Origin of the sequence: Nocardiopsis sp. MT53 (genome assembly GCF_019598965.1) — a bacterium.
In the GTDB taxonomy this organism is placed as follows: domain Bacteria; phylum Actinomycetota; class Actinomycetes; order Streptosporangiales; family Streptosporangiaceae; genus Nocardiopsis; species Nocardiopsis changdeensis.
Genome location: NZ_CP080599.1, coordinates 429,904 through 454,166 on the forward strand (window position 1 = coordinate 429,904; position 24,263 = coordinate 454,166).

The following is a 24,263-nucleotide window of genomic DNA, read 5'->3' on the forward strand; positions in this document are numbered from 1 at the left end:
CGCGTGTGTCCGCCGCCACCCTATCCGGGCCGGTCAGGCCCGGGTCCCACCGCGGTGCTCGATGCCGCCGCCGCGCTGGGCCAGCTCGTAGCAGGCGATCGCGGCCGCGGCGGTGACGTTGAGGGAGTCGACGTCGCGGCCGGACATGGGGATGTGGACGCGGGCGTCGGCGCGCTCCAGCCAGCGGGCGGACAGGCCGTCGCCCTCGGTGCCCAGCAGCAGGCCCACGCCGTGTTCGGGCCCGACCCCGGCCAGTGCCTCGCGCAGCGGCCGGGAGCCCTCGCCGGGGGTGAGGGCCATCAGGTGGAACCCGGCGGCGCGCAGCTCGTCGAGGCCGCCGTACCAGTCGTCGAGCCGGGTGTAGGGCAGGGTGAAGACGGCGCCCATCGACACCTTGACCGCCCGCCGGTACAGCGGGTCGGCGCAGCGGGGGGCCAGCACGACGGCGTCCACCCCCAGGCCCGCCGCGCTGCGGAAGATCGCGCCGACGTTGGTGTGGTCCACCAAGTCCTCCAGCACGACGATGCCGCGCGCGCCGGCCAGGACCTCCTTCAGGGAGGGCAGCGGCCTGCGGTGGAAGGCGGCCAGGGCGCCGCGGTGCAGGTCGAACCCGACCAGGCGCTCGGCGGTCTCCTCCGACACCAGGTACAGCGGGGCGTCGGCGACCAGGTCGGCCAGGGCGTGGGCGCGGCGCCGGGTGAGCAGGAAGCTGCGCGGGCCGTAGCCGGCGGCCGCGGCCCGGCGGATGACCTTCTCCCCCTCGGCCATGAACAGGCCGTGCTCGGCCTCCAGGTGGCGGCGCAGGTTGACGTCCCGCAGCCGGGTGTAGTCGGCGAGCCGGGGGTCGGCGGGGTCGTCGATCTCGATGACGTGCATGGACGACGATTATCCCCGGTCGCCGGGGACGCCGCGGCGCGGTGCCCGCGGCGCCGCCGGGGGCGGTACCGCACCGCACCGCGTGGTGCGGCGCGGCGTCACATGATCTGGTCGGTGAGGGGGCGCAGCCGCTGCCAGCGGGCCTCCTCGCAGGAGCCCTTGCGGGTGAGCGTGGTCTCGACCTCGTGGCCCTCCCAGACGCCCACGATGGTGGCCTCCTGCGGGCCGTACAGCTTGTCGGTGCACACGGTGCCCTCGCTGACCTCGGTGAACAGCGACTCGCTGCCGGGCAGCGCGGCGGTGGTGGGCTCGACGGGCACCCCGTCGATCACCTCGGAGTCGGCCGCCTCCTCGGTCGGCTCGGCCTCCTCCTCGCCAGAGCTGGGGTGCTCGGCGCTGCCCGCGGGCTCGCCGTGGAACTCGGCCGCGACGGCGGCCAGGTCGGCGCAGGCCTGCGCGTCCTCCTCGGCGTCGCCGGTGCACTCCAGGGTCTGCACCCAGGCGCGGTCGCGGTCGCTGACGTGGATCTCCAGCGTGCCGATCGGCCCGCGCGGCGCGCTCGCCTCCTCGCCGTCCGGCTCGGGGTCGAGCCCGGCCAGGTCGGGGCTGAGCGCGGTGGCGGCCTGCACGTCCTGCTGCGGCGGCAGCATCGACGGGCCGACGATCACCCCGTAGGCGACCGCGCCGGCACAGCAGGCGCCGGCGAGCAGAGCGGTGCCGAGTGTTCCTCGGCGCCGGTGATCACGATCAAGGGACATGCGAAAACCCTCGGGGGTCGTCGGTCACGGGAGGTTCCGCGGTGTGCGCCGGCGGCCATGGGGGGCATGTGCCGGGGCGGACTCCTGCAGCGGGGCCTAAGCCTAACGGGAACACGGGTGTGCTCCCCGGTGAGCACGGTAACAAAGAGATCACCCCACTCGGGTCGGGGGAGGCCCCGTCGGCCGCGGGGGCGGAGCCGGTCCGGGTGCCCTTCCGTCCGGTCCCACCGCCTCTTCCGTTCCCGCGTTACCAACGAGTAAGGTCCTGATGACGATGACGGAGAGTGGCTCAGGTCATAGAGGCCGTAGGGTGTTATGAACCCTTTCCACCCCGTGTGACGCCGCCGGGCGCGCGATGGTTCACTCTCCCGCCGTCCGGGGTGCCCGGCGCCGCACCCCGTGTCCCTGTCCCCTGTCCGCGCCGGCTCCCCCGCACACCCCGCCGCGCCCCGCGGGGAACGGCCGCGGCAACGCCCCGGAGTGCCCGTGCCCAGTGGACGTCACCGACTCAGCTCACCGACCTTCGCGACGACCCGCCGGCTGGTGCGTTCGCCGCTGGGGATCAGCGCCCTCGTCGTCGCCCTCGTCGTGGCGGCCGCGGTCGCCGTCCCCCTCGGGATCGGCGCGCTCGGCTGCGGTGACACCCGCTACCTGCGGGTGTCGGCCACGCAGAGCCTGGCCCCGATGCTGCGGGAGGCGGCGACCGAGTTCAACGCCGGGCGCCCGTCGTACAACGGGGACTGCGTGTACGCCCAGGTGGACGAGATCGCCCCGCACCGGATCATGACCGCCCTGGCCGGCGGCCCCGGCGCGGACTCCACCATCACCCCGCACGTGTGGGTGCCCGAGTCCTCCGCCTGGGTGGAGCTAGCCCGCATGTCCGCCGGGGGCACCCGCGGCATCGAGACCGACCCGCCCTCGCTGGCCTCCTCCCCGGTGGTCCTGGCCGCCCCCGAGGGCACCGAGGGCATGCCCGACCCCGACGAGACCGACTGGACCGTCGTGCTGCCCGGCGAACGCGACCCCTACCGGCCGCTGGTCATGGTGGACCCCAACCGCGGCGTCGACGGCATGGCGGTGATGCACGCGGTCCGGCGCCACCTGGGCACCGGGGACGAGGCCGACACCGCGATGACCGACTTCGTGCGCGACGTGCAGACCGACAGCGCGTTCGGCGAGATCGACCTGTCCGCCTTCTTCACCGGGGGCGCCCGGGACGGGACGCGCCCCGCCCCGGTGATCGTGGTCCCCGAGCAGGCCGTGGCGGCCTACAACGCGAACCGCGCCGGGGACGCGCCGCGGCTGCGGGCGCACTACCCCCGGGAGGGGACCGTTTCCCTGGACTACCCCTACGTCACCACCACCGACACCCCCTCGCTGCGTTCGGCCGCTGCCGACCTGTACGAGGTGCTGCGCGGCGACGCCTACCGCGACCGCCTGCGGGAGCTGGGCTTCCGCGACCCCGGCGGGGAGGCGTCCGGCGCCCTGGCCGACCTGCCCGGGATCACCGCCGCCGCGCCCCGGGTCCACGGCGACCTCACCGGCGACGCCCTGCTGGCCTCGGTCACCGACTGGAACCGGCTGTCCATGCCCACCCGCACCCTGGTGCTGGCCGACGTCTCGGCCGACATGGCCGGAGACCTCGACGGCGCGGACGGCGCGACCCGGATGGAGGCCGCCCGGCAGGCCGCGCTGATGGGCCTGGGCCTGTTCCCCGACGCCACCGACATGGGCCTGTGGCTGATGTCGGAGGAGTACGGGGAGTCCGGCCGCGAGGAGTCCGCCGACATGCAGGGCCTGGGCGACGCCGAGGACGGCCGCGAGGTCACCCGGCGCCAGGAGCTGATGGAGATCGCGCAGACCATCGACGTGCGGGGCGGCGGCTCCCGGCTCTACGACAACATCCTGGCCGCCTACGACGAGGTCCAGTCCGTCTACGACGAGGACAAGATCAACAGCGTCATCCTGCTGACCGCGGGCCGGGACGCGGGGTCGAGCGACCTGTCGCACGGCGAGCTCGTGGCGGCCCTACAGGACCGCTTCGACCCGCAGCGGCCGGTGAGCCTGTTCATCATCGCCTTCGGCGACCAGGCCGACCGGGAGGAGCTGCGCGCGGTCGCGGCGGCGACCAGCGGCTCGCTGTTCGTCACCGACGACCCCGAGGAGATCGGCGACATCTTCCTCAGTTCGATCTCGCGGCGGCTCTGCGTGCCCGATTGCGACAACTGACGTGCGCCCCCTCGGGTACGGACCGGCCGTGCCCCGGGGGCGCCCCCGGGACGCGGGCCGACCGGGGACGGTCTCGATTCCGTATCGGAATCGGTTTCCGGCCGGACCGCCCCGCCGGGAGGGGTCGTCGCCGCCGGGGGCGGATCCCCCAGGGTGACGGGGGCTGCACGGGGGCGCGGTGCGGGTCACGGCACCATGTGACCGCAATGGACCTGTACATACCGTCTCCACCCGCTCCGGAAGGTTGAGTACCTTTCCCACCAGTAACACCCTTGCGGTCGGACCGACGCCCTCCCGGTCCCGGCCCACCGGTCCGCCCCGCTCCGGCACCCGTACCGGCGCCGGCGGGCCACTCCAGTAACGGCACCATCCCCCAGGACGACTCCTCGTCCGAACACACCACCCCGTGAGGAAAGCTGTGGGACGTCACCGCGGAAGATACGCAGAAGAAGCCCCCGGTCGGTCCAGGCGCCGCCGCGGACGCGGCGGGGCCTTCGCCGCCCTGGCCGCGGCCCTCGTGATCGTCGTCGGCCTGGCGGGGGTGGGCGTGTACATGTTCGGCAACTCCGGCGGGTGCGGCGGCTCCGACATCCGGCTGGACGTGGCCGTCAGCCCCGAGCTGGCGCCCGCCGTCGACGCGGTCGCCCGCGACTTCAACCTCACCGACACCGCCGTCGACGGCCGGTGCGTGCACGTCGAGGTCCGCCAGGTCGACTCGGCCAACGTCGCCTTCGGCATCACCGGCTCCGGCGCCACCATGGGCGACACCGACTCCGACGTGTGGATCCCGGACTCCTCGGTGTGGCCGCGCATCGTCCAGAGCCAGTCCGGCGACGCCGTCCTCACCGACACCGGGACCTCCGTGGCCCGCAGCCCGCTGGTGGTGACCGAGCTCGCCGCGTACGCCGAGGAGGCCGAAGCGCCCACCACGTGGATGGACGTCGTGCCCACCGCCGCGCCCGGCGAGCAGGCCGAGCGCACCGTCCGGGTCGTCGACCCGGCCCGCAGCTCCACCGGCCTGGGCACCCTCTACCTGCTGAACGGCGCGCTGGAGGAGGCCAGCCCCGACGCCGAGACCTTCAACGCGGCCATGACGGCCGCCCTCCAGTCGCTGCACCGCGGCGCCTCCGCCGACGAGGAGGCCGCCTTCCTTGCGCTCAGCGGCGGCGGCGAGGAGGCCCCGCCGCTCATGGTGATGTCGGAGCAGGCCGCCTGGCGCTACAACTCCGCCTACGAGGAGAACGCCGTCCGGGTCGACTACCTCGAGGGCGGCACCTACTACCTCGACTACCCCTACCTCGTCCGCACCGAGGACAGCGTCCTGACCCGCGCGGCCGAGGAGTTCCGCACCGCGATCCGCTCGGACTCGGCGCGCGGGCACATCCTCGCCGAGGGCTTCCGCGGGCCCGAGGGCGAGGTGGACACCTCCGTGCTCAGCGGCGACCACGGTTTCCTGGAGGCCGCCCCCGAGGAGCTGGCGACGCCCTCCGAGGGTTCGATCACCGACCTGACCCGCACCTGGAACCAGATGAAGATGGACTCGCGCGTGCTCGCGATCGTCGACATCTCCGGGTCGATGCTGGCCGAGGTGCCCGGCACCGGGATGACCCGCATGCAGGTGACCGGCGCCGCCGCCACCCAGGGCCTGGAGATGTTCACCCCCAGCTCCGAGCTGGGCCTGTGGCAGTTCTCCACCAACGTCAACAACAACCTGCACTACCAGGAGATCGCGCCGATCCGCGAGCTCCAGGCCACGGCGGACGACGGCAGCGAGCACCGCGCCGTCCTGTCCCAGGCGCTGGGGTCCCTCCAGCCGCTGCCCCAGGGCGACACGGCCCTGTACGACACCTACCTGGCCGCGTACCAGGAGATGTCGCGGACCTACCGGCCCGACCGCAACAACGTCATCCTGATGCTGACGGACGGGGACAACGACAACCCCGGCGGCCTGGACCTGGACGGGCTGCTGACGCAGATCGAGGCGATCGCCAGCCCGTCCCGGCCGATCCCCATCATCACCATCGCGTTCGGCCCCGACGTGCAGAACCTGGAGCCGCTCCAGGAGATCGCCGCGGCGACCGGCGGCGCCTCGTACATGACCGAGGACCCGACGGAGATCGGCGACATCTTCATCAGGGCGTTCTCGCTGCGCATCTCCGAGCCCGAGGACTGACGGGGACCGGGCCCGGGGACTCGGGCCCGGGAGCGCGGGGGTCCGGGCGTGCGGGAGCGCGCCGGAGGGGGCGGTGGCCGATGCGGCCGCCGCCCCCTCCGGGCTTCCACGGGTCCCGGCCTCCATGGACTTCTCCGACCGTCCGGCGTACACAGAGAGGGCCGGGAACGACGGACCCCTTGGGGGGAGTGCGATGTCCGAGGCGTGGATGCCCGAGGCCGAGCGGATCGACGGCGGCCGGGCGCACTCCCCGCCCGGGACCGGCGCCCCGCGCGCCGTGTGGACCGTGACCGGGACGGATCCGGCCGTGCGGTCGGCACGGGAGGAGGCCGGGCGGCTGGTGTCCGCGGGGCGGACCGTGCACCTGGTGTGGAACCCGCTGACGGGCGACACCGTCCAGATCCTGCCCGCCACCCGGCGGGCCTCCCCCTCCCCCGGCTCCACCCGCCACCACGGGCTGCGCGTGGACCACGGCGACGAGGGGCGGGTGTGCCTGGTCGTCGCCGTGGTCGCCCACCGGTCCGCGCCCTTCACCCGCGGCCCGATGCGCGGCCGGGACGCGCTGCTGTCCTGGCTCGGCTCCTGGGGTGTTCCGCGGACCTGGCCCGCGGGGACGCCCGGCACCGGGACCGCCCCGCCACCGGAGCGGGAACGGGTCTGGGCCCGGGGCGGCCACTTCGGCCACGACCAGGTACCGGGCTCGACCGACCCGGGGCCGGGCCGCCTGGACACCGCCCGGCTCCTCGCCGGGGACGGCCGGGTCCCCTCCCCGCGACCGGAGCAGGAACACCCGGTCACCGACTGAGCACCCGGGGCGATGGCCTGCGGCGGGACGCCCCGGCGGACCCGGGAAACGGGATCCACTGGTCGAGCAGAGTTCCGAAACCCCTTAGTCTGACCCCCATGGGTGGATCTATCGAGCCGGGTTGGTACGCGGACCCGCAGGGCGACGCGCGAACGCTCAGATGGTGGAACGGCGAAGAGTGGACGCGGCACACCCGCTCCCTGGATGAACTCCAAGGTGGCGGGGCCGACGACGACGAAGAGGCCGCCACCGCCTACCTCGGCGGGCCCGGCGGCCCCCCGTCCGAGGACGAGCCCGGAACCGTGCGTCTGGGCCCCTCCCCCGGGGCCGTCGACGACGATCTCGGCACCATGCGCATCGACCCCTCCTGGGGCCGGGACGCGGCGCACCCCCCGGCCGACGACGAGCCCGGCACCGTGCGCCTGGGCCCCTCCACCCCCGTCGGCCCCCCGCCGAGCGCCCCCGTGGACGACGAGCCCGGCACCGTCCGCATCAACCCCGGCCGGCCCTCCACCGCCGACGAGGAGCCCACCGCGGACCTCAGCGACGGCGCGACCATGCGCGTCACCCCCGGCACCGCCTCCCCCCGCCCCCAGGGGGGCGTCAACGACGGCGCCACCATCCGCGTGTCCCCCGGCGACCTGCCCGGCCGCGGTGAGGAGCCCCCCACCGCCGACCTGAGCGACGACCTGCCCACCGCCGACCTCACCGGTTCCGGCGCGGCCCCCGGCACCGGCTCCCCGGGCGGGACCCGCGTCTTCGACCCCGGGGAGATCGGCGACGCCCCGGGCACCCGCGTCTTCGACCCGTCCGATGCTGGCGGGACCTCCGGCACCAGGGTGTTCACCCCCGGTGGCGGCGGCGAGCCCGGCGGCACCGCCGTGTTCGACCCCAACGACCCGATGTTCTCCGGCGGCGCCCCCGAGGGCGACGAGGACGAGGGCGACAGGAAGGGCGGCCGCTTCAACAAGCTGCTGGGCAGCCTCAAGGAGGGCTGGAGCGACCTCTCCGAGGAGCGCCGCGAGCAGCGCCGCGTGGCCGAGGAGGAGGCCGCCAAGCGCCGCGAGGAAGAGGCGAAGCGGCAGGCCGAGGAGGCCGCCAAGCGCGCGGAGGAGAACCGCAAGCGCGCCGAGGAAGAGGCCGAGCGCCGCGCGGAGGAGGAGCGCAACCGCCCCCCGGGGGCCGCGCCGGCCGCCCCCGCCGCGGGGACCCCGGGCGCCCCGCTCCCGGGCACCCCGGCCCCCGGGGCTCCCGTTCCGGGACCCCCCGGGCACCCCGCTCCCCCGGCCTCCCCGCCGGCTCCGGCCGAGGGCACCCCGTGGACCCCGGGCCGCCCGGACGCCTCCCGCCAGGCTCCCCCGCCGCACGCCGCACCGCCTTCGGGCCCCCAGCCGGGGTACCCGCCGACCGGCGGCCGCCCGGGCTACCCGCCCTCGGGCCCCCAGCCGGGCTACCCGCGCCAGTCGGGACCCCAGCAGGCGTACCACCGCCCGCCGCAGCCGCCGCCGGGCGGCGGCTACCCGCCGCCGTTCCCGCCGCCCCAGCAGATGAACCGCCCTCCGGGGCGCCCGCCGCAGGGCCCGCCCCCGATGAACCGGCCCGGCCCGCCCCCCGGCTACCCGCCCGCGGGTCCGCGCGCCGGGGTCCCGGGCGGCCCGCCCGCGCCCCACGGCGGCCCCCAGCCCCCCTGGGGCCCGCACCCGGGCGCCCCCGGCCACCAGCCCTACCCGGCCCCGCCGCCCCAGCCCCAGCCGCCCAAGAAGAAGAAGGGCGGCTGCGGATGCGGCTGCTTCACCTTCCTGCTGATCCTGCTGGTGGTCCTGGGCCTGGTCGTCGTCCAGTTCTGGGGCATCTGGGACTGGCTGTACCTCATCGGCGTCGGTGAGCCCCCGGGCGTCTCCGACCCCTTCATCTGGGACTGACCGCGTCCCGCCGCGGGGCGGCCTCCGCCGGAGGCCGCCCCGCGGCGTGTCCGGGCCCCCGCCCCCGAAGCCCTAAGCTGGCCGTATGAACGACAGTTTGGTGTGGATCGACTGCGAGATGACGGGCCTCGACTTCGAGAACGACGCGCTGATCGAGGTGGCCTGTCTGATCACCGACGGGGAGCTCAACATCCTCGACGAGGGCATCGACGTCGTGATCAAACCCCCGCAGGCCGCACTGGACGCCATGGGCGACTTCGTACGCGACATGCACACCACCTCCGGGCTGCTCGCCGAGCTCGACAAGGGCGTGACCCTCCAGGAGGCCGAGGACGCCGTCCTGGAGCACATCCGCCGCTACGTCCCCGAGCCGGGCAAGGCCCCGCTGTGCGGCAACTCCATCGCCACGGACCGCACCTTCCTCGCCCGCGACATGAAGCGGATCGACGAGCACCTCCACTACCGGATGGTCGACGTCTCCTCCATCAAGGAGCTGCTGCGCCGCTGGTACCCGCGCGTCTACTACGCGAGCCCGGACAAGAACGGCGGCCACCGCGCCCTCGCCGACATCACCGAGAGCATCCGTGAGCTGCGTTACTATCGCGCCGCCGCGTTCGTCCCCGAGCCGGGCCCGAACTCCGCCACGGCCCGCGCCATCGCCGCCGACGTGGTCGCCGGCGGCACCGGCCGCGTGGAGCCGCGCGAGGACGCTCCGGAAAACTGATCGAAGCACTCCCGGGAATCCGCTAAGATCTCATACGTACGCAGGGCCGCGAGGCCCGGCGCACGTGGTGGGTGTAGCTCAGCTGGCAGAGCACTTGGTTGTGGTCCAAGAAGTCGCGGGTTCAAGTCCCGTCACTCACCCCAGAGGCCGAAGGCCCCGACCCCCGGGTCGGGGCCTTCGCCGTTCCCGGGCCACCCACTCCCGGGCCGCCGCACGGGTCCCCCCGCATCCGACGGAGGCGGCCCGCCCGCATCGCCGACCCCAGCCGCTGGGCGAGGTGCTCGGCCCGTGCCCAGTCCCCGCGGACGAGTGCGGTCATCGCCAGTGACCAGACCAGCGGTGGCTCCGGCTCCCGGCCGAGCCGCCCGGCTATCCGCAGGGCACGCCTGTGGATCCGGTCCATCCGCTCGGAGCCGTACCCCTCGCAGGCCACCAGCGGCGCTGGGAGTGCGGTGAGCAGCCGCAACTGGAGTGCGCTGGTCTCCGGCCCGGCCGTGAGCCGCCCGGTGAGGTCCAGTGCGCGCTCCAGCGCATGCACGGCGTCGGCGTGCGCGTGCAGCCACTGGGCGTCCTCGGCCGCCCGCGTATACCACCGGACCGCCGCCTCCGTGGCGCCGGCCTTCTCATGGTGCGAGGCGAGAACCGCGGCAGCGGCCTGCTCGTCGCGCTGTTCCAGGGCGTACGCGACCGCGAGATGCGCCTGTCGGCGGCGGGGCGGGCCGAGCGCGGCGTAGGCCGCGTCGCGGATCCGGCCGTGGCTGAAGTCGTAGGAGTTGACGCCGCGCGCCCGAATGATGCCCCGCCTCCAGAGTTCGTCCAGGGCCGATACGAACTCCGGCTCGCTGAGGTCCGTAGCGGCGGCCAGCACATCGGCCGTGAAGGCGCGCCCGATCGCGGCGGCGGCCCCGGCGAGCCGGGCGGCGGGCGGCGACAGCCGCGCCAGGCGACCGGTGATCACCGCCTGGACCCTCCGCGCTGAGGCCGGAGCGTCCGGCTTCAGCGCCTCGATGACGAACAGGGGGCTGCCTTCACTGGAGCCGTACAGGCGGTCCAGCTCATCGGGTTCGAGTCTGCGGCCCGCGACGTGTTCGGCCAGGAGCGCCGTCTCCTCCTGTCCGAGCCGTTCGAGGCCGATCTCGTTGAAGCGGCCCAGTGCCCGCAGGTCCGTGATCAGACCGAGGAGCGGGTGGCCGTCGGTGAGCTCCTCGCGCCGCGCTGTCGCGGCCACCAGCAGCCGCGCCGATGGGGCGGTACGCAGCAGATGGTGCACCACGCCCAGTGACTGGGCGTCGGACCATTGCGCGTCGTCGATGATCAGCAGCACCGGGGCGCCGATCGCGGTCAGGGCCCGGCCGACCGCCCCGAACAGGCGCCGCCGCAGCTCCCCCTCCGAAAGCGGGCCCGGGGGATCGGCCCGTTCGGCGAGTTCGGGCAGCAGGCGCGCCAGCTCCGTGAGGTGGAACCGGTCGAGCCGATGCAGTCGCACGGCGATCGGTGGTGCCCGCAGCCATGCCGTGACCACCCCGTAGGCGAGCGGCCCCACTCCAGGGTGAGCACGGGCCTCCGCCGCCACCGGGGCCGCCGCGCAGCTCGTCCACCAGCCGGGTCTTGCCGACTCCCGCCTCTCCGCTGACCAGCACGAGCTGGGACCGCCCGCCGGCAGACTCCCGCCATGCGGAGAGGAGACCGGCGAGCTCGGCCCTGCGCCCGGTGAACGGCACGGTCTCTGCCGCCGGTACCCGGCCGCCGAGCGCGGGGTCCGGTTCATTCCCGGTCGTTGGTGCCACCTGGATGAGCGCCGCCCATTCCGCCTGCGTTCGCGGTGAGGGGTCGATTCCCAACTCCCGTCTCAGGACGGCCGCGCATTCGTGGTAGTGACGCAGTGCACGAGCCAGGTCCCCGCTCTCCCGGCACAGCCGGACCAGAAGGCGGTGGCTCTCTTCCCGGAGCCGGTCCCGTTCGACCAGCCTCTCTGCGCACCGGATCGCCTCCGGCCACCGCTGCCGCCGCTCGTACCGGTGAGCGAGCTGCTCCAGCGCCTCCAGGTACAGGGAGGCCAACCGCGTTCGTTTCCGGGTCGGCCACTCGTCATAGCTGCCCTCCAGCAGGTCCCCGCCGTAGAGGTCCACTGCTTCTTCGAGCCGCCCGTCGGCCACGGCCCGCTCGAACTCCTCCGTGTCCAGCCAGAGCGGCGTGTCCTCACGCCACCGCAGCGTCCGGGGACCCACGTCGATCAAACGGTCGGCCCCGGGGAGTTCGCGGCGCAGGATCAGCAATACCTTGCGCAGGTTGGTGCGTGCCTGGGCCTCCTCCGACTCCGGCCACAAGAGGAACGCGAGCTGCCGACGGGACAGCGGGGCATGACGGTGCAGCAGCAGGCGGGCGAGTAGGGACTCCGCGCGTGCGGAGCCCAGTGGTGGGAGCGGGTCGTCACCGATCCGGAGGTCCACACCTCCCAGCAGTCGCACCCGCAGTCCGGCCCTCTCCATGGTCATTCGCTCCGGACTCGCTGTCTCGCCTGCCAGGCGGTCCGCCGGCGCCGACGGACCGCATCGCGTGTCACTCCTCCATCCTCTCCCTTGTCTCGACCCTCCGCCACCCACCGTATGACATGCGGCGGCATCGTCGGCGGTCCACCGTGACAGCCTGTCGGGATGGCGTCCACCGAGCGGTGTCCCTTCGTTCGACCCCGAATCCCCGGGGGCGACGATGCCCTGGCCAGAAATTCGCTCCGAGGACGACCGTTCTCACACCACTCGCCCGCACATGGCCGCCCGACCTGCTCGAAGGGTTCGCTCCCTCGGTCGGGACAACCGGGTGAGCGACACCATCGCCGCCTGCGGGTTCTCGGATCCGCGCTGGTCAGTGCACCCCCGAGCCCAGTTCATATCCCGTCACTCACCCCACAGGCCGAAGGCCCCGACCCCCGGGTCGGGGCCTTCGCCGTTCCCGGGCCCGCCCCGACCGCTGCACGGCCACCTGGACGTGCGTCGGAGGTCCGGCCCTCTCGTTCGTGGCCTGATGCGGTCACACGTACTCATGCCGCCACCAACCTGGGATTTCGCATGACGGCCCTACATTTGTAGAGGGTTTCGGCCTCCAGGAATTGGATGGATTCCCAGACGCAATGGTAAACAAAGCTCAAGTCGTCCCCCACCAGGGGTTGAGGCGAGGAGAAGAGGAGAACACGTGAGCGACGAGTGGACCTCTGAGCAGCGGGCCGAGGTCGAGGCAGCACACGAGCGGTACACGGAGATCGAACGCCGCGAGGACATCAAGCTACACCTAGGGTCAATGGTGAGGATCTACATCAACCTCCACTCGAAGGCTCCCGAGGGCTCGCCCGAGCGGGAAGAGTACAAACGCCTGATCGACTACTGGACCGACCGGAAAAAGCGTAGGTTCTCCATGTCCAGGGAAGAGGGTGACCGTATTCTCCGTGAGCTTCCGCAGGAGGTCGCCCGGCTCAAGCGGGAGCACGGACTGTGAGCGATCCATGGGAAATGTCCGAGGCCGAGCGGAAGGAGGCCGTCGAACAGCGCCTGAGAGAGCTGACACCGCCTCTGGGTCCGGAACGCGGCGGGGGAGAACGGCCGAGGGCCGTTATTCTCGGAGGCCAGCCCGGTGCTGGGAAGACGACCACCCAGGAGGCCGTGTACGCCGAGATGGGCGATGATCGCACCGTTCTCTATGACGGTGACGACAACGCCGAGGTGCATCCGCGGTACGAGCAGGTCATGCGCGAACACGGACTGGAGGGCAACGACCTCGTCAACAAGGGCCTGCCGGACGACCTCCACCAGAAGTGCATGGACCGGATCCGAGGCGGCGACCCGAAATACGACGTCATCGCCAGTCACCCCCTGGGAAAGCGGGAATGGGCCGAGTCCTGGGTCAAGGGGTTCTCCGACCAGGGCTACCACGTCAGCGTGGTCTATTTGGCCACACACGAGTCCAACAGCCTGCTCGGTATCGCCGACCGTTACCAGAAGGGGCGGGACAAGGCCGGGACCGGACGATGGATCGATCCCACGAAGTACCACGACCCCTTCTACCGGGACATCCCCGACGTCGCCCACTATCTGGAGTCCCAGGGGCTCGTGGACTCCATGTACGTGGTCAACCGCAACGGCGACCTGCTGTACGAGAACCACCGCGGTCCCGACGGACGCATGCGCGAACCGCTCGGGGCACGGGAGACGATCGACACCGAGCGGAACAGGCAGCCGACGGAGGCGGAGACGGCCCACGTCAACGCCAGGATCTCCTACCTGGGCGATCCTGAGCGCCGGGTCTCCAACGCGCTCCCCGGCCACCGGCCCGAACCGGTCCACGCCAAGGTGATGACGGCGGCCTTGGAAGCGGGCGAGCGGCATGCCCGACACCGCGAAGCCAGTGCGGGCGTACCTGGTCCCGAAATCCTGGGAACCGGGTTGGCCGAGGCGATGCGGCGGGAATGGGACCGGGACGCACGCTCGCGGTCCACGATGGCGTCCTCGCCCGCCGTCGAGACCGCGCGGCCGGAGGCGGGTCGGACGACCGCCGCGCCGGGTTCGGCCGCCGCGCTGATCCAGGTGTCCTCGCGGGGGGCGCCGGGTCCCGGGGCGAGGTCGACACCGGACCGGGGAGCAGGAGCGGGTACCGGATCGACTCCCGGAAGCGGTCGGCCCGGGTACCGGCCCTGGGAACGTCCGGGAAGCGGCCGCCCGGGATCGGGGACCGAGCGCTGACCAGGGCCGGTCACGGACGGTTTCGTCCTCACTTTTGTCCTCACTCCACTGGGCGTGGAATGGGAACAGCACTACCAGCGGACATCTCTGCGACCACAGAAGGGACCCGGCGAACGCGGACTCCTGCCTGGCCAGGGCTATGACCAGCCCTGCTCCGTCCGGTGGAACAGGGCGGGATCGCCTCCGCGCGCCTCCACTTCGGTTCCGTTGAGGACGGCGTTGGCGCCGATGACCTTGAGTACGCGGTCGTACTCGGCATCGAAAGGGCCGTCGCGGTGATGGAACAGCGTTCAGCCATGCCCACGTAGCGAAATTTCCTGGGATGCGCTGAACAGGTCACAGCCGTGCACCCCGAAGGTGGACGGCACCCGGGGAAGGCGGGGCAACGCGGCACAACGGGATGAGCGAAACCGCCACTGCCTGCGGGCTCTCGGATCAGCGCAAGTCAGGCCACTCCCCGATCCTCGTTCAAGTCCCGCCACTCACCCCCACGAGCGAAAGCCTCTGACCGTTGCGCTTTCGCGCCGGTCAGGGGCTTTCGCGTGTCCGGGGGTGCACCGGCGGGTGCACGCGCCTCCCCGCCGGGAAGGCGCCGGGGCACCGCCCACCATCCTCCCCGGGTCGGCCTCCGGGACGGAACCGAGGGCCGGTCCCCACGAAAGGTCTCCCCTTGAGCCGGGTCCTCCTCCTTGCAATACTTAGCCTTATGGCTAAGTATGGTGCTCTGGACGAGGTCTTCGCGGCACTCTCCGATCCGACCAGGCGTGCCGTGATCCGGCGCCTGGGCCGGGGTCCTGCCAGCGTGGGGGAACTGGCGGAGCCGTTCCCGATGTCGCTGCCGTCGTTCACGAAGCACGTACGCATGCTGGAGAGCAGCGGGCTGATCCGCACGCACAAGTCCGGCAGGGTGCGCACGTGCACACTCGACCGCGACCGCCTGTCACTCGTGGAGGACTGGCTCACCGAACAGCGAGCCCTGTGGGAGCGGCGCACCGACCGCCTCGAACAGTTCGTCACCGACCACCAGGAGGACCGATGCCCCCGATCGACGCCCGGCTCGACCTCGAACTCGACCGGCTGATCCGCGCCCCGCGCGCCGACCTCTGGCGAGCCTGGACCGAACCGGCACGGCTGGAGCGGTGGTGGGTGCCCGCGCCCGCCGTCGCCCGCGTCGACCGCCTCGACGTCCGTCCCGGCGGCGCGTTCGTGACCAGCATGAGCGATGACGGCCGGGACTTCCTGCCGCACACGGACTCGGTCTTCCTGGTCGTCGAACCGCGGGAGCGGCTCGTCTTCACCAACGCGGTCACCGGCGCCTGGCGTCCCGCCGCGCCCGCGCCCGTGGCGATGACCGCCGAGATCACGTTCACCGACCATCCCGAGGGCACCGACTACAGAGTGGTCGTGCGGCACGGCGACCCGGCCGACCGCGACCGCCACGAGGAACTCGGCTTCTTCGACGGCTGGGGGTCGGTCACGGACGGACTCGCGGTACTCACGGAGAAGGAGGCGGCGGAATGAGGATCGCCATCACCCAGTTCGTCACCCTCGACGGCGTTTCCCAGGGGCCGGGGTCGGCCGATGAGGACCCCAGCGGCGGGTTCGTCCGCGGCGGCTGGTTCGTTCCCTACCTGGACGAGGCCTTCGTCCGACAGGCCTCGGACTGGCTCGACCTCGCCGACGGGCTGCTGCTCGGCCGCCGCACCTACGAGGCGTTCGCCCGCGACTGGCCCGAGATCGCCGAACCCGACCCGTTCACCGGGCGGATGAACGCCCTGCCCAAGTACGTCGTCAGCGACACCCTCGGCGAGGCGGGGTGGAATCCGACCACCGTCCTGCGCGGCGACATCACCGAGACGGTCGGCGCGCTGAAAGCCGGCCCCGGCCGCGAGGTACAGGTGCACGGCAGCGCCCGCCTGGCGGCCTCCCTCCTCGACGCCGGACTCGTCGACACACTCCGCCTCGCCGTCGCCCCGGTGGTCATCGGCCAGGGGCGGCGACTCATCACCGGGGACGCGGACCTCGGCCTCCGGCTGATCGGACAGCGGACCACACCCTCGGGACTCGTGATCCTCGAATACGAGGTCGCCGGTCGCGCGCCGCTCGCCGACTACCCGGGCGTGGAGCCGCTCACCCGGTAGCCGAGGGCGGGCCCGGGACCCGCCCCGCCTCGGGCCGGAGATCCCGGTGCCGTCACCCGGACCGGCGTAGGGTCGGTGTACACCGGGTCCGGAGGACGAGTGCCCCAGGCCGAGGAGGCTCCGACATGCGGTTCGAGAAGTCCGTCGAGATCCAGGCGCCCCGGCAGCGCGTCTGGGACGTGCTGAGCGACATCGAGGCGTGGCCGCGCGTCGTGCGGCTGGTGGAGGTGGCCGAGGTCGTGTCGCCACCGCCGCTGGCCAGGGGCGGCACCGTGCGCCTCCGGGAGCACCGGCTGCCCGAGGGCCTGTGGGACGTCACCTCCTGGAACGCCCCCGTCTCCTTCGAGCTGACGCAGCGGGCCGGCGGCGTCACGACCGTCGCCCGCCACCGCGTCGACGCCCTCGACGGGGACCGCTCCCGCCTGACCCTGGACCTGGAGATGCGCGGGCTGATGGTGTCGATCGTCGGCGTGTTCTTCCGCAAGTCCACCCGGAACCACCTGGCCCAGCAGGCCGAAGACCTCAAACGCGCCGCCGAGAACACCCCCTAGACACCGCCGCCGCACCGGCACGCCGCGGCGGCCCTCCCCTCCTCCCCAGCCGGAGAAAGCACTTCCACACCGGTCGCCCCCTGCGCGCACTAATGTCGGCGTACACGCGTATCCGGCACATTCCTCAGCACCGTCGGCAGGGTGTTCCCGGTCCGACCGGTCATGGCGGTACCGGAATCCGCCCCTGCGCCCCTCGGCCGACCACCGGTCCCGGCCCGCCCGCCCGACCGGGACCCGCCCAGAGCCCCTGATGAGAAAGGTCCCCCAGCACTGTGAAGGCTTCCGAGACCCCCCTGCTGAAGCTGATCCAGCAAGGCCACCAGTTCGTCATCCCGATCTACCAGCGTGCGTACTCCTGGACCGCGGCGGAATGCGATCAGCTGATGGCCGATATCGAGCGGGCGGGCGGCGACGACCACCTGACGTCGCACTTCACCGGCTCGATCGTGTACGTGGAGAAGGGGTTGTCGAACCTGACGACGCAGGAGCCCCATCTCGTCATCGACGGCCAGCAGCGGATGACCACGGTGATGCTGCTGATCGCGGCCCTGGCCCGCGTCCTGGAGGGCCTCCCGGAGGGTACGCCCGCTCCGCTCCCGGATTTCGCCCCCAAGAAGCTGCGCAACCGGTACCTGGTGAACAGCGACGAGGAGGGGGAGGACTACTTCAAGCTCCTGCTCTCCGAGAAGGATCGGGAAACGCTCAAGGCGATCATCGGGGGCACCCCTCTACCATCGAACCCCTCGGAGAGCGTGAGCAACAACCACCGGCGCTTCCTGGACCACCTCGAAAAGCCGGGCACCGACCTCGGCGCCGTGTGCCGCGGCCTGGCGAAACTGGTCGTCGTCGACATCCGCCTGGACCGCACCTCCGACAATCCGCAGCTGATCTTCGAGTCCATGAACTCGACGGGGCTGCAGTTGTCGCAGGCCGACCTCATCCGCAACTTCGTACTGATGGGCCTGGATCCGGCCCTCCAGGAGAAGCTGTACACCACCTACTGGCGGCCGATGGAGACGGATTTCGGGCAGGCCGCCTATGAGAAGCAGTTCGACGACTTCGTACGGCACTACCTCACGGTCGTGACCGGTGAGATCCCGCGTTTCGACGACGTCTACGGGGCCTACAAGAAGTACGCGCGGGCCTTCACCTCCGGCGGCGCGGAGATCGGGGCCCTGGTCCGCGAGCTCTACGAGTATGCGCGGCGGTACTGCGCCGTCGCCCTGGGCCAGGAGGCCGACAAGCGGCTCGCCGCGGCGTTCCGGGACCTGCGGGAGATCAAGGCGGACGTCGTCTATCCGCTGCTGCTGGAGCTCTACACCGACTACGAACTCGGCGTCCTCCGGAACGACGACCTGGTGTCGATCGTCGACATGGTCACGTCCTACATCTTCCGCCGCGCCGTCTGCCGGATCCCGACGAACTCGCTCAACAGGACGTTCAGCACCTTCACCAAGACGATCGACAAGGAGCGGTACGTCGAGAGCGTCCAGGCGCACCTGCTGGGCTTGAAAAGCTACCGCGCCTTCCCCTCGGACCAGCAGTTCAGGGTCGATCTGACCAAGGCCGACATGTACAACTTCAAGCGCCGGTCGTACCTGCTGCGCCGGCTGGAGAACTTCGGCAGGAAGGAGCACGTGTCGATCGAGGACTACACGATCGAGCACATCCTGCCGCAGAACGAGAACCTTTCGGAGCAGTGGCGCGCAGACCTGGGGCCGGACTGGGCCCAGGTGCAGGAGCACTACCTGCACACCCTCGGCAACCTGACGCTGACCGGCTACAACTCCGAGTACAGCGATCGCCCGTTCGCTCGGAAACGGGACATGGAAGGCGGTTTCAGGGAGAGCCCGCTCCGGCTGAACAGGGGGCTCGGCTCTCTCGAGACCTGGAACGAGCAGGCCATCGTGGAGCGCGCGGAGCGGTTGGCCGACCAGGCGTTGGAGATCTGGCCCCGCCCGGCCCGTCCCGAGGGCTTCCCGGACACCGACCTCTCGAACACGGAGTCGGGGTACTCCATCGCCGACCATCCGAATCTCACGAACCAGTCCCTGCTGGCCCTGTTCGAGGAGTTCCGCGGCCGGGTGCTCGCCCTGGACGAGGCCGTCACGGAAACGTTCCTGAAGCGCTACATCGCTTACAAGGCCGAGACCAACTTCGTCGACGTGGTGGTACAGAGCGAGCGCCTGAAGCTCACTCTGAACATGCCCTTCGAGGTGCTCCACGACGAACGCGGCCTGGCCTGGGACGTGACCGGCAAGGGGACGGCGGGCAACGGCAACGTCCAGGTCGCCCTGGATTCCGCAACGGACCTCGGCCACGTCATGGGCCTGGTGCGGCAGGCCTACGAATTCCAGGTCGGCGAGTGACGCGCAGAGGGCGCGCACACGGCCTCCGGCGGCCCGGCCCGTGCTGTGCGCCCTCTCCGCCCCGGAACGGGAGACCGCGTAGAGGCGGTCGGCCGCCCGTACCGCACAGAGGCGTGCTGCGCTCCACAGGAGACCGGGCGGAAGGCCTTCCCTAGCGCTGGGAGGTGCTGATACCGAGATCACTGCGCATGACCGAACGCAGTCTCCCGATGCGACCCCACACCTCCTGGCGCTTCGCCTCGGCGGACTCACAGGTCTCCCCCGGCCGACCCCTGCCCTTATCGATCCGCTTGATCAGGCCGAAGAGGTCGAGCAGGCTCCTGTTGACGCCAGAGGCGACCTCGAGGATCTCGTCGTTCAGGGCGAGCTGCGCCTCGGCGTAGCAGTGCCGGTAGGAGGCGCGGGCCCGGTCCAGGGCGGCCCTCTCCTCGTCCCGCGGATCGTCCGACTCGACCGCCTTCAAGAGATCGGTGAGGGCCGCGAGGAATTCGCGGGCCTCGGAGTTGAGGGCCACATAGCCGGAGCGGCGCTGCTCGTCCCTCAGCTTCTCCTCGTCGGACCTGGCCTGTTGCAGGCTTACCCGTTCCGCGTGTTCGAGTTCCCGGGCCTTGGTCCGGTGTGCGAAGACCTGGGTGGTGAGCGCTGTCACCACGCTGCCGACCGCCCCCGCCAGGCCGCCGATCACGATCGGGTCCATCCGCCGCACCCCGCCCTTCACTCCGCTGTCGCGGTCCAGATTGCCACGCGCCCCGATGACCCGGCCACCGCCTTCGGCGGACGGCTCCCGAGAACACGAAGAACAGATCCATCAGCGATATGTGAATAGACCGGAATGCCCACAGAGCGCCGACCGCAAAATTCACAAGAGAAACTTTGGCAACAGGAAAACCATAACCCCCAATCGGCACAGCATGAAATCGAGTACCCACAGGCACCAATTTCCGGGAAAGCCTTTTTGTTTAACTGACAAGAAGCTAGGCTCGCCGCATGCCGAACGAAACCTGGCAGCCGCCCCCCGTACTCCTGACCGTGGACCTCGTCATCCTGACGCTGCGCTCCTCGGCCCTGCACATCCTCCTCATCCGAAGGGGAATCGACCCCTTCCAAGGGCAATGGGCACTCCCCGGCGGGTTCATCGCCGATGCTGGTGAGGACGTTTTCGACGCCGCCTGCCGCGAACTCCAGGAAGAGGCGGGCCTCGACGCGGGCGACCTCCATCTGGAACAGCTGGGCGCCTATGCGCACCCCGACCGCGACCCCCGCGGGCGCATCGTCTCCGTCGCCTATCTCGCCATCGCCCCCCGTCTGCCCGAACCCGAGGCCGGGACCGACGCCTCGGCGGCAGCATGGCACCCCGTCGAGGAGTTCGCCTCGGGCCGCTCCCCCCTCGCCTTCGACCACCACCGGATCCTGAGAGACGGCCTGGAACGCGCCCGCTCCAAGCTCGAGCACACCGCGCTGGCCACGGCCTTCTGCGGCGAGACCTTCACACTCACCGAATTGCAGCGGGTCTACGAGGCCGTCTGGGGCTTCGAGCTCGATCCGCGCAACTTCTACCGCAAGGTCCAGGCCGTGCCCGGCTTCCTCACCGCCGTCGGCCTGGACCGCCGCCCCACGAAGGGGCGCCCCGCACGGCTCTTCCGGGCGGGACCCCTGCGGGTGCTGCGCCCTCCGATGATGCGCCCCCTTCCCCTGATCAGGAGCGAGAACAGGCGATGAGTGACGACACCGTGGTCGTGTTGACCGCGCTGAACCTCGAGTACGAGGCCGTACGGGAACGGCTCCTCTCCCCCGAGCCGTACCGGCACCCCAGGGGCACCCTCTTCGAGGTGGGCACCCTGCCGGGCGGCGGCCGCGTCGCCCTCGGACTCACCGGCAAGGGCAACCAGTCGTCCGCGGTGCTGGCCGAGCGGGCGATCCACGAGTTCTCCCCGGCAGCCCTGCTTTTCGTGGGCGTGGCCGGGGCCCTGTGGGACACCCCGCTGGGCGACGTGGTGGTGGCGACGCATGTGTACGCCTACCACGGCGGGACCAGCGAGGACGACGGGCTCAAGGCCCGGCCCCGGGTGTGGGAGTCCCCGCACGGGATCGGGCAGACGGCGGCGCACGTGGCCAGGACCGGTGCGTGGAACCGCCGCACCCCGCCGGACCGGCCCCGCCCCGAGGTGCACCAGGGGCCCATCGCCGCCGGGGAGATCGTGCAGAACTCCTCCCTGTCGCGCGAGGCCGAGTGGATCCGGCAGACCTACAACGACGCGCTCGCCATCGAGATGGAGGGTGCGGGCGTCGCGCAGGCCGGGCACCTGAGCGGTTCACCGGTGGCGATCGTGCGCGGCATCAGCGACCGGGCGGACGGCACCAAGGCGACCGGCTCGGACCGTGCCTGGCAGCCGATCGCCGCCGCCAACGCCGCGGCCTTCGCCCTGGCACTCGCGGAAGAACTCATCGGACAGGAGGACTCCCCCACCATGCAGGAAGACGACCGCGGCCGTGACGGCGGCAGCGTCACGAACACCGCTTACGGGAACGTCGGTGTCCAGGCCGGCCACGTGAGCGGCAGCACGTTCCACGTGTCCCTGCCCTCCTCGGGGCAGGAGTCGGGCGGCCTGGCGGACCGGCTCGCCGCGCTGAGGGAGGAACTGGCCCGGGAGCACGCGGCCGGGAACCTCGACGAGGACACCCACAAGGCGGCGGCGGCCGAGCTCGACATCGCCGACAAGGGGATCGAGGAGGGGACCGTCGAGAGCCGGAAGACCTCCGTCCTGGCCCTGAAGCGGCTGCGCGGCCTCATCGGCGAGCTGGCGTCCCTGGCAGTGAAGGTCGGAGTGCTGATCACCGAGGCTCGGGGGCTCTCGTGAACGGATCCGACACCTTCAATACCGCTGGCCCCGGCTCCTCTGTCGGAGCGCAGTTCGGCAATGTGCACGAGTCCAACATCTACGTGGTGAACCCCGAGGACCCACCCGAACGCCACTACCAGGTCGGATGCCGTTATCTCGCGGACGGAGTCCCGGTCAAGGCGAGGGAGCATCTCGAGCAAGCCTACGCGCGTGGACTCGATGCCCCGGAGATCCACTTCCACCGGGCTCTGGCCATCCTCAGCAAGCGCTCCTACCGAGATCTCACGAAGGAGGACCGCGCGATCCTGGAAGAACTGTCGACCCGACGGACAGCGGCAAGCGATAACGATTGGTGGCGGGGTCTGGACCTCGTCTTCGCCCTCCTGTCCTGCGTGGACGGCACGGGAGGAGACCCGGTCGAAGCGATGGTCCGCCTGGATCGTCTGCCCGCTGTGCAGCGCGACCTGATCCTGCGCCATCTGGGCCTCGTGCTCACTGGGAGCATGAAGCAAGAAGTGTGGCACCGGATCCGGGCGAACGCCGAACTGGAGCAGTGTTCCCGCGAACGGGTCGACCGGGCTTGGGTCTACTTCGAGCCCGTTCCTGCAAAGGCCAGGGCCCTCAAGCCCAGACCGAAGTCCACCACCATCTCGGAGGTCTGCGGAGGCCTGTTCCTGGCAAGCCTGTTCCTGTTCCCCGTCGGGGTGATGGTGAAGGCCGTCTTGGCTCAGGGAAGCCTGGTATCCATGATCTCCTGTTTGTCGATGCTCACCTTCGGATCCGCCGCGGCCTGGCACATCGCGTTGTGGGATCACAAGCGCCGACGCAGGCTGGCCAAAGAGGGGGAGTACGGATATCGGCGCTCACATGTACGGCCTCCCAAGCGCGGATTCGCTGATCATGTAGAGCGGACATTCGACTATTACTTCTTCAAGTACACCCCGGATCCCGAGACAAGGGACGAATGGCTCAGCGAAACCGCCGGGATACGCCGGTCCCTGCGCAATGAGGTCGCCCGCATCTATCGGGAGAGCAGCGTCCGCGAGGGAGCAGTGAACTGGCTGATCCGGTTCATGGTGCGCGATGTTCGACAGCACTGGATCAAGGGCCTTCCACTGGAACCGGAGGAGATCCACGCGGTCGGAACGCCCTTCAAAGCACGGTGTACGGTCCTGTGCCTGTTCTCGGCAGTGGCGACCGGGATGGTGCTCACCACCGCTCTGCAACAGGCTCCGATCACGACAGTGGGTTGTGTCCTCCTTGCCGTGGTCACCGGCAGGTTCGCGATTCCCCTCTGGCTCAAGGTCCACAGCGAACGCCGACGTTACAGCGAGGAGGACCGGGAACGGGAAGGAATCCTCGCGGCCCGGGAAGCCGAGTACGAGCGGTGGTCGGCCAAGCTCAAAAAACTGATGCCCACAGACACAGAGATGGAGAACTGGCTGAATGCGGACAAGACCCTGATTCTCGACGAGGCCTTGAAACATCACCGTCTGGCCTGGCATGAGGTCACGACCCATGCCCTCCTTCCGACTCCGGACCGTCCCTGCAAATCTTCCAGTGTGAAGAACGGTCCCTGGCGCCATTCGAAGTACGAGATCAGAGTCTTCCTGGTCACCAATGACGGAGTACGAGAGGTCACGGCCGGACTCGACTTCGAGCGGGCACGGTGGCATCGCAATGAACGGGACAACTACCGCTTCGATGCGCTCTCCTCTGTCCAAGTGGAGATCAAGAGCGCACGGCGCTACACCCTGAACATCACACTGACGAATGGGCCGACCAAGAGCATCCCGGTATCCGACACTCCCGTCCTCGACTCCGGGGACGAGGAACCGCAGACCGAGGCATCGGATATCAACCTCGATGCCGCCGGGTTCTCCCACACACTCCGCATCCTCGAAGGTATGGCCGCCGAAGGGAGGCCCTGGTTCGAACGTGCGACGGATCCCCCTCCCACGTACGTCTCCGACAGCCACCAGAGCGGCCTACAACAGGATGTGGAGGACTCCCCGCCCCCGCCGAACGACACGGTACGGACCGAGCAGTCACCTCACCCGCTTCCGGTTCGAGCGGCCCGGGAGTTGTCGGCCTTGGCACACCCATGAGGGGGCACCGATGGGTGGGGGTGACATAACGCGACCG

Annotated in this window: 19 protein-coding genes, 1 tRNA gene and 1 pseudogene; 16 read left to right on the forward strand and 5 right to left on the reverse strand. The window is 71.1% G+C overall.

What is annotated here, in order from left to right:
- Nucleotides 1–33 precede the first annotated feature (33 nt).
- Both K1J57_RS01805 and K1J57_RS01810 read right to left on the reverse strand, forming a co-directional pair.
- Complete coding sequence (locus K1J57_RS01805) at nucleotides 34–876, reverse strand: RNA methyltransferase (protein WP_220562749.1); 843 nt, start codon at nucleotides 874–876, stop codon at nucleotides 34–36.
- A gap of 98 nt (nucleotides 877–974) precedes the next feature.
- Nucleotides 975–1,634, reverse strand: a complete 660-nt coding sequence (locus tag K1J57_RS01810) for a hypothetical protein (protein WP_220562750.1) — start codon at nucleotides 1,632–1,634, stop codon at nucleotides 975–977.
- A gap of 486 nt (nucleotides 1,635–2,120) precedes the next feature.
- Between K1J57_RS01810 and K1J57_RS01815 the strand changes: the two genes are divergently transcribed.
- The 6 genes from K1J57_RS01815 (at nucleotide 2,121) to K1J57_RS01840 (ending at nucleotide 9,630) form a co-directional block, all read left to right on the forward strand.
- Nucleotides 2,121–3,863 (forward strand): substrate-binding domain-containing protein, encoded by a 1,743-nt coding sequence (locus K1J57_RS01815; RefSeq protein ID WP_220562751.1) that lies wholly within the window; start codon nucleotides 2,121–2,123, stop codon nucleotides 3,861–3,863.
- Nucleotides 3,864–4,281: 418 nt separating this feature from the next.
- The gene (locus K1J57_RS01820) at nucleotides 4,282–6,036 is read left to right on the forward strand and encodes a substrate-binding domain-containing protein (protein WP_220562752.1); all 1,755 of its coding nucleotides are present in this window, start codon (nucleotides 4,282–4,284) and stop codon (nucleotides 6,034–6,036) included.
- A gap of 193 nt (nucleotides 6,037–6,229) precedes the next feature.
- Nucleotides 6,230–6,841, forward strand: a complete 612-nt coding sequence (locus K1J57_RS01825) for a hypothetical protein (RefSeq protein WP_220562753.1) — start codon at nucleotides 6,230–6,232, stop codon at nucleotides 6,839–6,841.
- Between the two features lie 98 nt (nucleotides 6,842–6,939).
- On the forward strand, nucleotides 6,940–8,763 hold the full coding sequence (locus K1J57_RS33270) for a hypothetical protein (protein WP_255647286.1): 1,824 nt from the start codon (nucleotides 6,940–6,942) through the stop codon (nucleotides 8,761–8,763).
- A gap of 85 nt (nucleotides 8,764–8,848) precedes the next feature.
- Nucleotides 8,849–9,487 (forward strand): oligoribonuclease, encoded by a 639-nt coding sequence (gene orn, locus K1J57_RS01835; RefSeq protein WP_220562754.1) that lies wholly within the window; start codon nucleotides 8,849–8,851, stop codon nucleotides 9,485–9,487.
- 67 nt (nucleotides 9,488–9,554) lie between these two features.
- Nucleotides 9,555–9,630: transfer RNA gene (locus K1J57_RS01840), tRNA-His, on the forward strand.
- On the opposite strand, the gene K1J57_RS01845 is transcribed toward K1J57_RS01840, so the two are convergent.
- Nucleotides 9,609–10,973, reverse strand: coding sequence for a hypothetical protein (locus tag K1J57_RS01845; protein WP_220562755.1), 1,365 nt, complete (start codon nucleotides 10,971–10,973; stop codon nucleotides 9,609–9,611). The two genes, K1J57_RS01840 and K1J57_RS01845, sit on opposite strands and share 22 nt — an antisense overlap.
- Nucleotides 10,974–11,130: 157 nt before the next feature.
- Nucleotides 11,131–11,982 (reverse strand): annotated as a pseudogene (locus K1J57_RS34120) (BTAD domain-containing putative transcriptional regulator); the annotation flags it as partial.
- A gap of 694 nt (nucleotides 11,983–12,676) precedes the next feature.
- Here K1J57_RS34120 and K1J57_RS01855 point away from each other — a divergent pair.
- The 7 genes from K1J57_RS01855 to K1J57_RS01885 all read left to right on the forward strand — a co-directional run bounded on the left by K1J57_RS01855 (nucleotide 12,677) and on the right by K1J57_RS01885 (nucleotide 19,278).
- Nucleotides 12,677–12,976: a hypothetical protein gene (locus tag K1J57_RS01855; RefSeq protein ID WP_220562756.1), complete on the forward strand. Its 300-nt coding sequence runs from the start codon at nucleotides 12,677–12,679 to the stop codon at nucleotides 12,974–12,976.
- 14 nt (nucleotides 12,977–12,990) lie between these two features.
- A complete protein-coding gene (locus K1J57_RS01860; RefSeq protein WP_220562757.1) occupies nucleotides 12,991–14,217 on the forward strand; it encodes a zeta toxin family protein in 1,227 nt (408 codons plus the stop codon).
- Between the two features lie 706 nt (nucleotides 14,218–14,923).
- Nucleotides 14,924–15,298, forward strand: a complete 375-nt coding sequence (locus K1J57_RS01865; protein ID WP_220562758.1) for a helix-turn-helix transcriptional regulator — start codon at nucleotides 14,924–14,926, stop codon at nucleotides 15,296–15,298.
- Nucleotides 15,253–15,738 (forward strand): SRPBCC domain-containing protein, encoded by a 486-nt coding sequence (locus tag K1J57_RS01870; RefSeq protein WP_220562759.1) that lies wholly within the window; start codon nucleotides 15,253–15,255, stop codon nucleotides 15,736–15,738. Before K1J57_RS01865 ends, K1J57_RS01870 begins: the two co-directional genes overlap by 46 nt.
- Nucleotides 15,735–16,358: a dihydrofolate reductase family protein gene (locus K1J57_RS01875; protein ID WP_220562760.1), complete on the forward strand. Its 624-nt coding sequence runs from the start codon at nucleotides 15,735–15,737 to the stop codon at nucleotides 16,356–16,358. Before K1J57_RS01870 ends, K1J57_RS01875 begins: the two co-directional genes overlap by 4 nt.
- Before the next feature lie 125 nt (nucleotides 16,359–16,483).
- Nucleotides 16,484–16,909, forward strand: a complete 426-nt coding sequence (locus K1J57_RS01880; RefSeq protein WP_220562761.1) for an SRPBCC family protein — start codon at nucleotides 16,484–16,486, stop codon at nucleotides 16,907–16,909.
- 272 nt (nucleotides 16,910–17,181) lie between these two features.
- Nucleotides 17,182–19,278 (forward strand): DUF262 and DUF1524 domain-containing protein, encoded by a 2,097-nt coding sequence (locus K1J57_RS01885; protein ID WP_220562762.1) that lies wholly within the window; start codon nucleotides 17,182–17,184, stop codon nucleotides 19,276–19,278.
- A gap of 151 nt (nucleotides 19,279–19,429) precedes the next feature.
- Here K1J57_RS01885 and K1J57_RS01890 read toward each other — a convergent pair whose 3' ends face one another.
- Nucleotides 19,430–19,975 (reverse strand): hypothetical protein, encoded by a 546-nt coding sequence (locus tag K1J57_RS01890; protein ID WP_220562763.1) that lies wholly within the window; start codon nucleotides 19,973–19,975, stop codon nucleotides 19,430–19,432.
- A 290-nt stretch (nucleotides 19,976–20,265) separates the two neighbouring features.
- On the opposite strand from K1J57_RS01890, the gene K1J57_RS01895 reads away from it, so the two are divergent.
- From K1J57_RS01895 to K1J57_RS01905, 3 genes are read left to right on the forward strand one after another with little or no spacing between them, the layout of a single operon-like run.
- Nucleotides 20,266–20,997: an NUDIX domain-containing protein gene (locus K1J57_RS01895; protein ID WP_220562764.1), complete on the forward strand. Its 732-nt coding sequence runs from the start codon at nucleotides 20,266–20,268 to the stop codon at nucleotides 20,995–20,997.
- Nucleotides 20,994–22,136: a 5'-methylthioadenosine/S-adenosylhomocysteine nucleosidase gene (locus K1J57_RS01900; protein ID WP_220562765.1), complete on the forward strand. Its 1,143-nt coding sequence runs from the start codon at nucleotides 20,994–20,996 to the stop codon at nucleotides 22,134–22,136. The genes K1J57_RS01895 and K1J57_RS01900 overlap by 4 nt, the downstream gene beginning before the upstream one ends.
- Nucleotides 22,133–24,226, forward strand: coding sequence for a hypothetical protein (locus K1J57_RS01905; RefSeq protein WP_255646782.1), 2,094 nt, complete (start codon nucleotides 22,133–22,135; stop codon nucleotides 24,224–24,226). Before K1J57_RS01900 ends, K1J57_RS01905 begins: the two co-directional genes overlap by 4 nt.
- The last annotated feature ends 37 nt before the right edge of the window (nucleotides 24,227–24,263 follow it).

Coding starts and splice junctions, on each gene's coding strand:
- K1J57_RS01810 (WP_220562750.1), bottom strand. CDS start 1,634: ATGTCCCTTGATCGTGATCACCGGCGCCGAGGAACACTCGGCACCGCT.
- K1J57_RS01870 (WP_220562759.1), top strand. CDS start 15,253: ATGCCCCCGATCGACGCCCGGCTCGACCTCGAACTCGACCGGCTGATC.
- K1J57_RS01880 (WP_220562761.1), top strand. CDS start 16,484: ATGCGGTTCGAGAAGTCCGTCGAGATCCAGGCGCCCCGGCAGCGCGTC.
- K1J57_RS01900 (WP_220562765.1), top strand. CDS start 20,994: ATGAGTGACGACACCGTGGTCGTGTTGACCGCGCTGAACCTCGAGTAC.
- K1J57_RS01890 (WP_220562763.1), bottom strand. CDS start 19,975: ATGGACCCGATCGTGATCGGCGGCCTGGCGGGGGCGGTCGGCAGCGTG.
- K1J57_RS01895 (WP_220562764.1), top strand. CDS start 20,266: ATGCCGAACGAAACCTGGCAGCCGCCCCCCGTACTCCTGACCGTGGAC.
- orn (WP_220562754.1), top strand. CDS start 8,849: ATGAACGACAGTTTGGTGTGGATCGACTGCGAGATGACGGGCCTCGAC.
- K1J57_RS01875 (WP_220562760.1), top strand. CDS start 15,735: ATGAGGATCGCCATCACCCAGTTCGTCACCCTCGACGGCGTTTCCCAG.
- K1J57_RS01825 (WP_220562753.1), top strand. CDS start 6,230: ATGTCCGAGGCGTGGATGCCCGAGGCCGAGCGGATCGACGGCGGCCGG.
- K1J57_RS01805 (WP_220562749.1), bottom strand. CDS start 876: ATGCACGTCATCGAGATCGACGACCCCGCCGACCCCCGGCTCGCCGAC.
- K1J57_RS33270 (WP_255647286.1), top strand. CDS start 6,940: ATGGGTGGATCTATCGAGCCGGGTTGGTACGCGGACCCGCAGGGCGAC.
- K1J57_RS01865 (WP_220562758.1), top strand. CDS start 14,924: ATGGCTAAGTATGGTGCTCTGGACGAGGTCTTCGCGGCACTCTCCGAT.
- K1J57_RS01860 (WP_220562757.1), top strand. CDS start 12,991: ATGTCCGAGGCCGAGCGGAAGGAGGCCGTCGAACAGCGCCTGAGAGAG.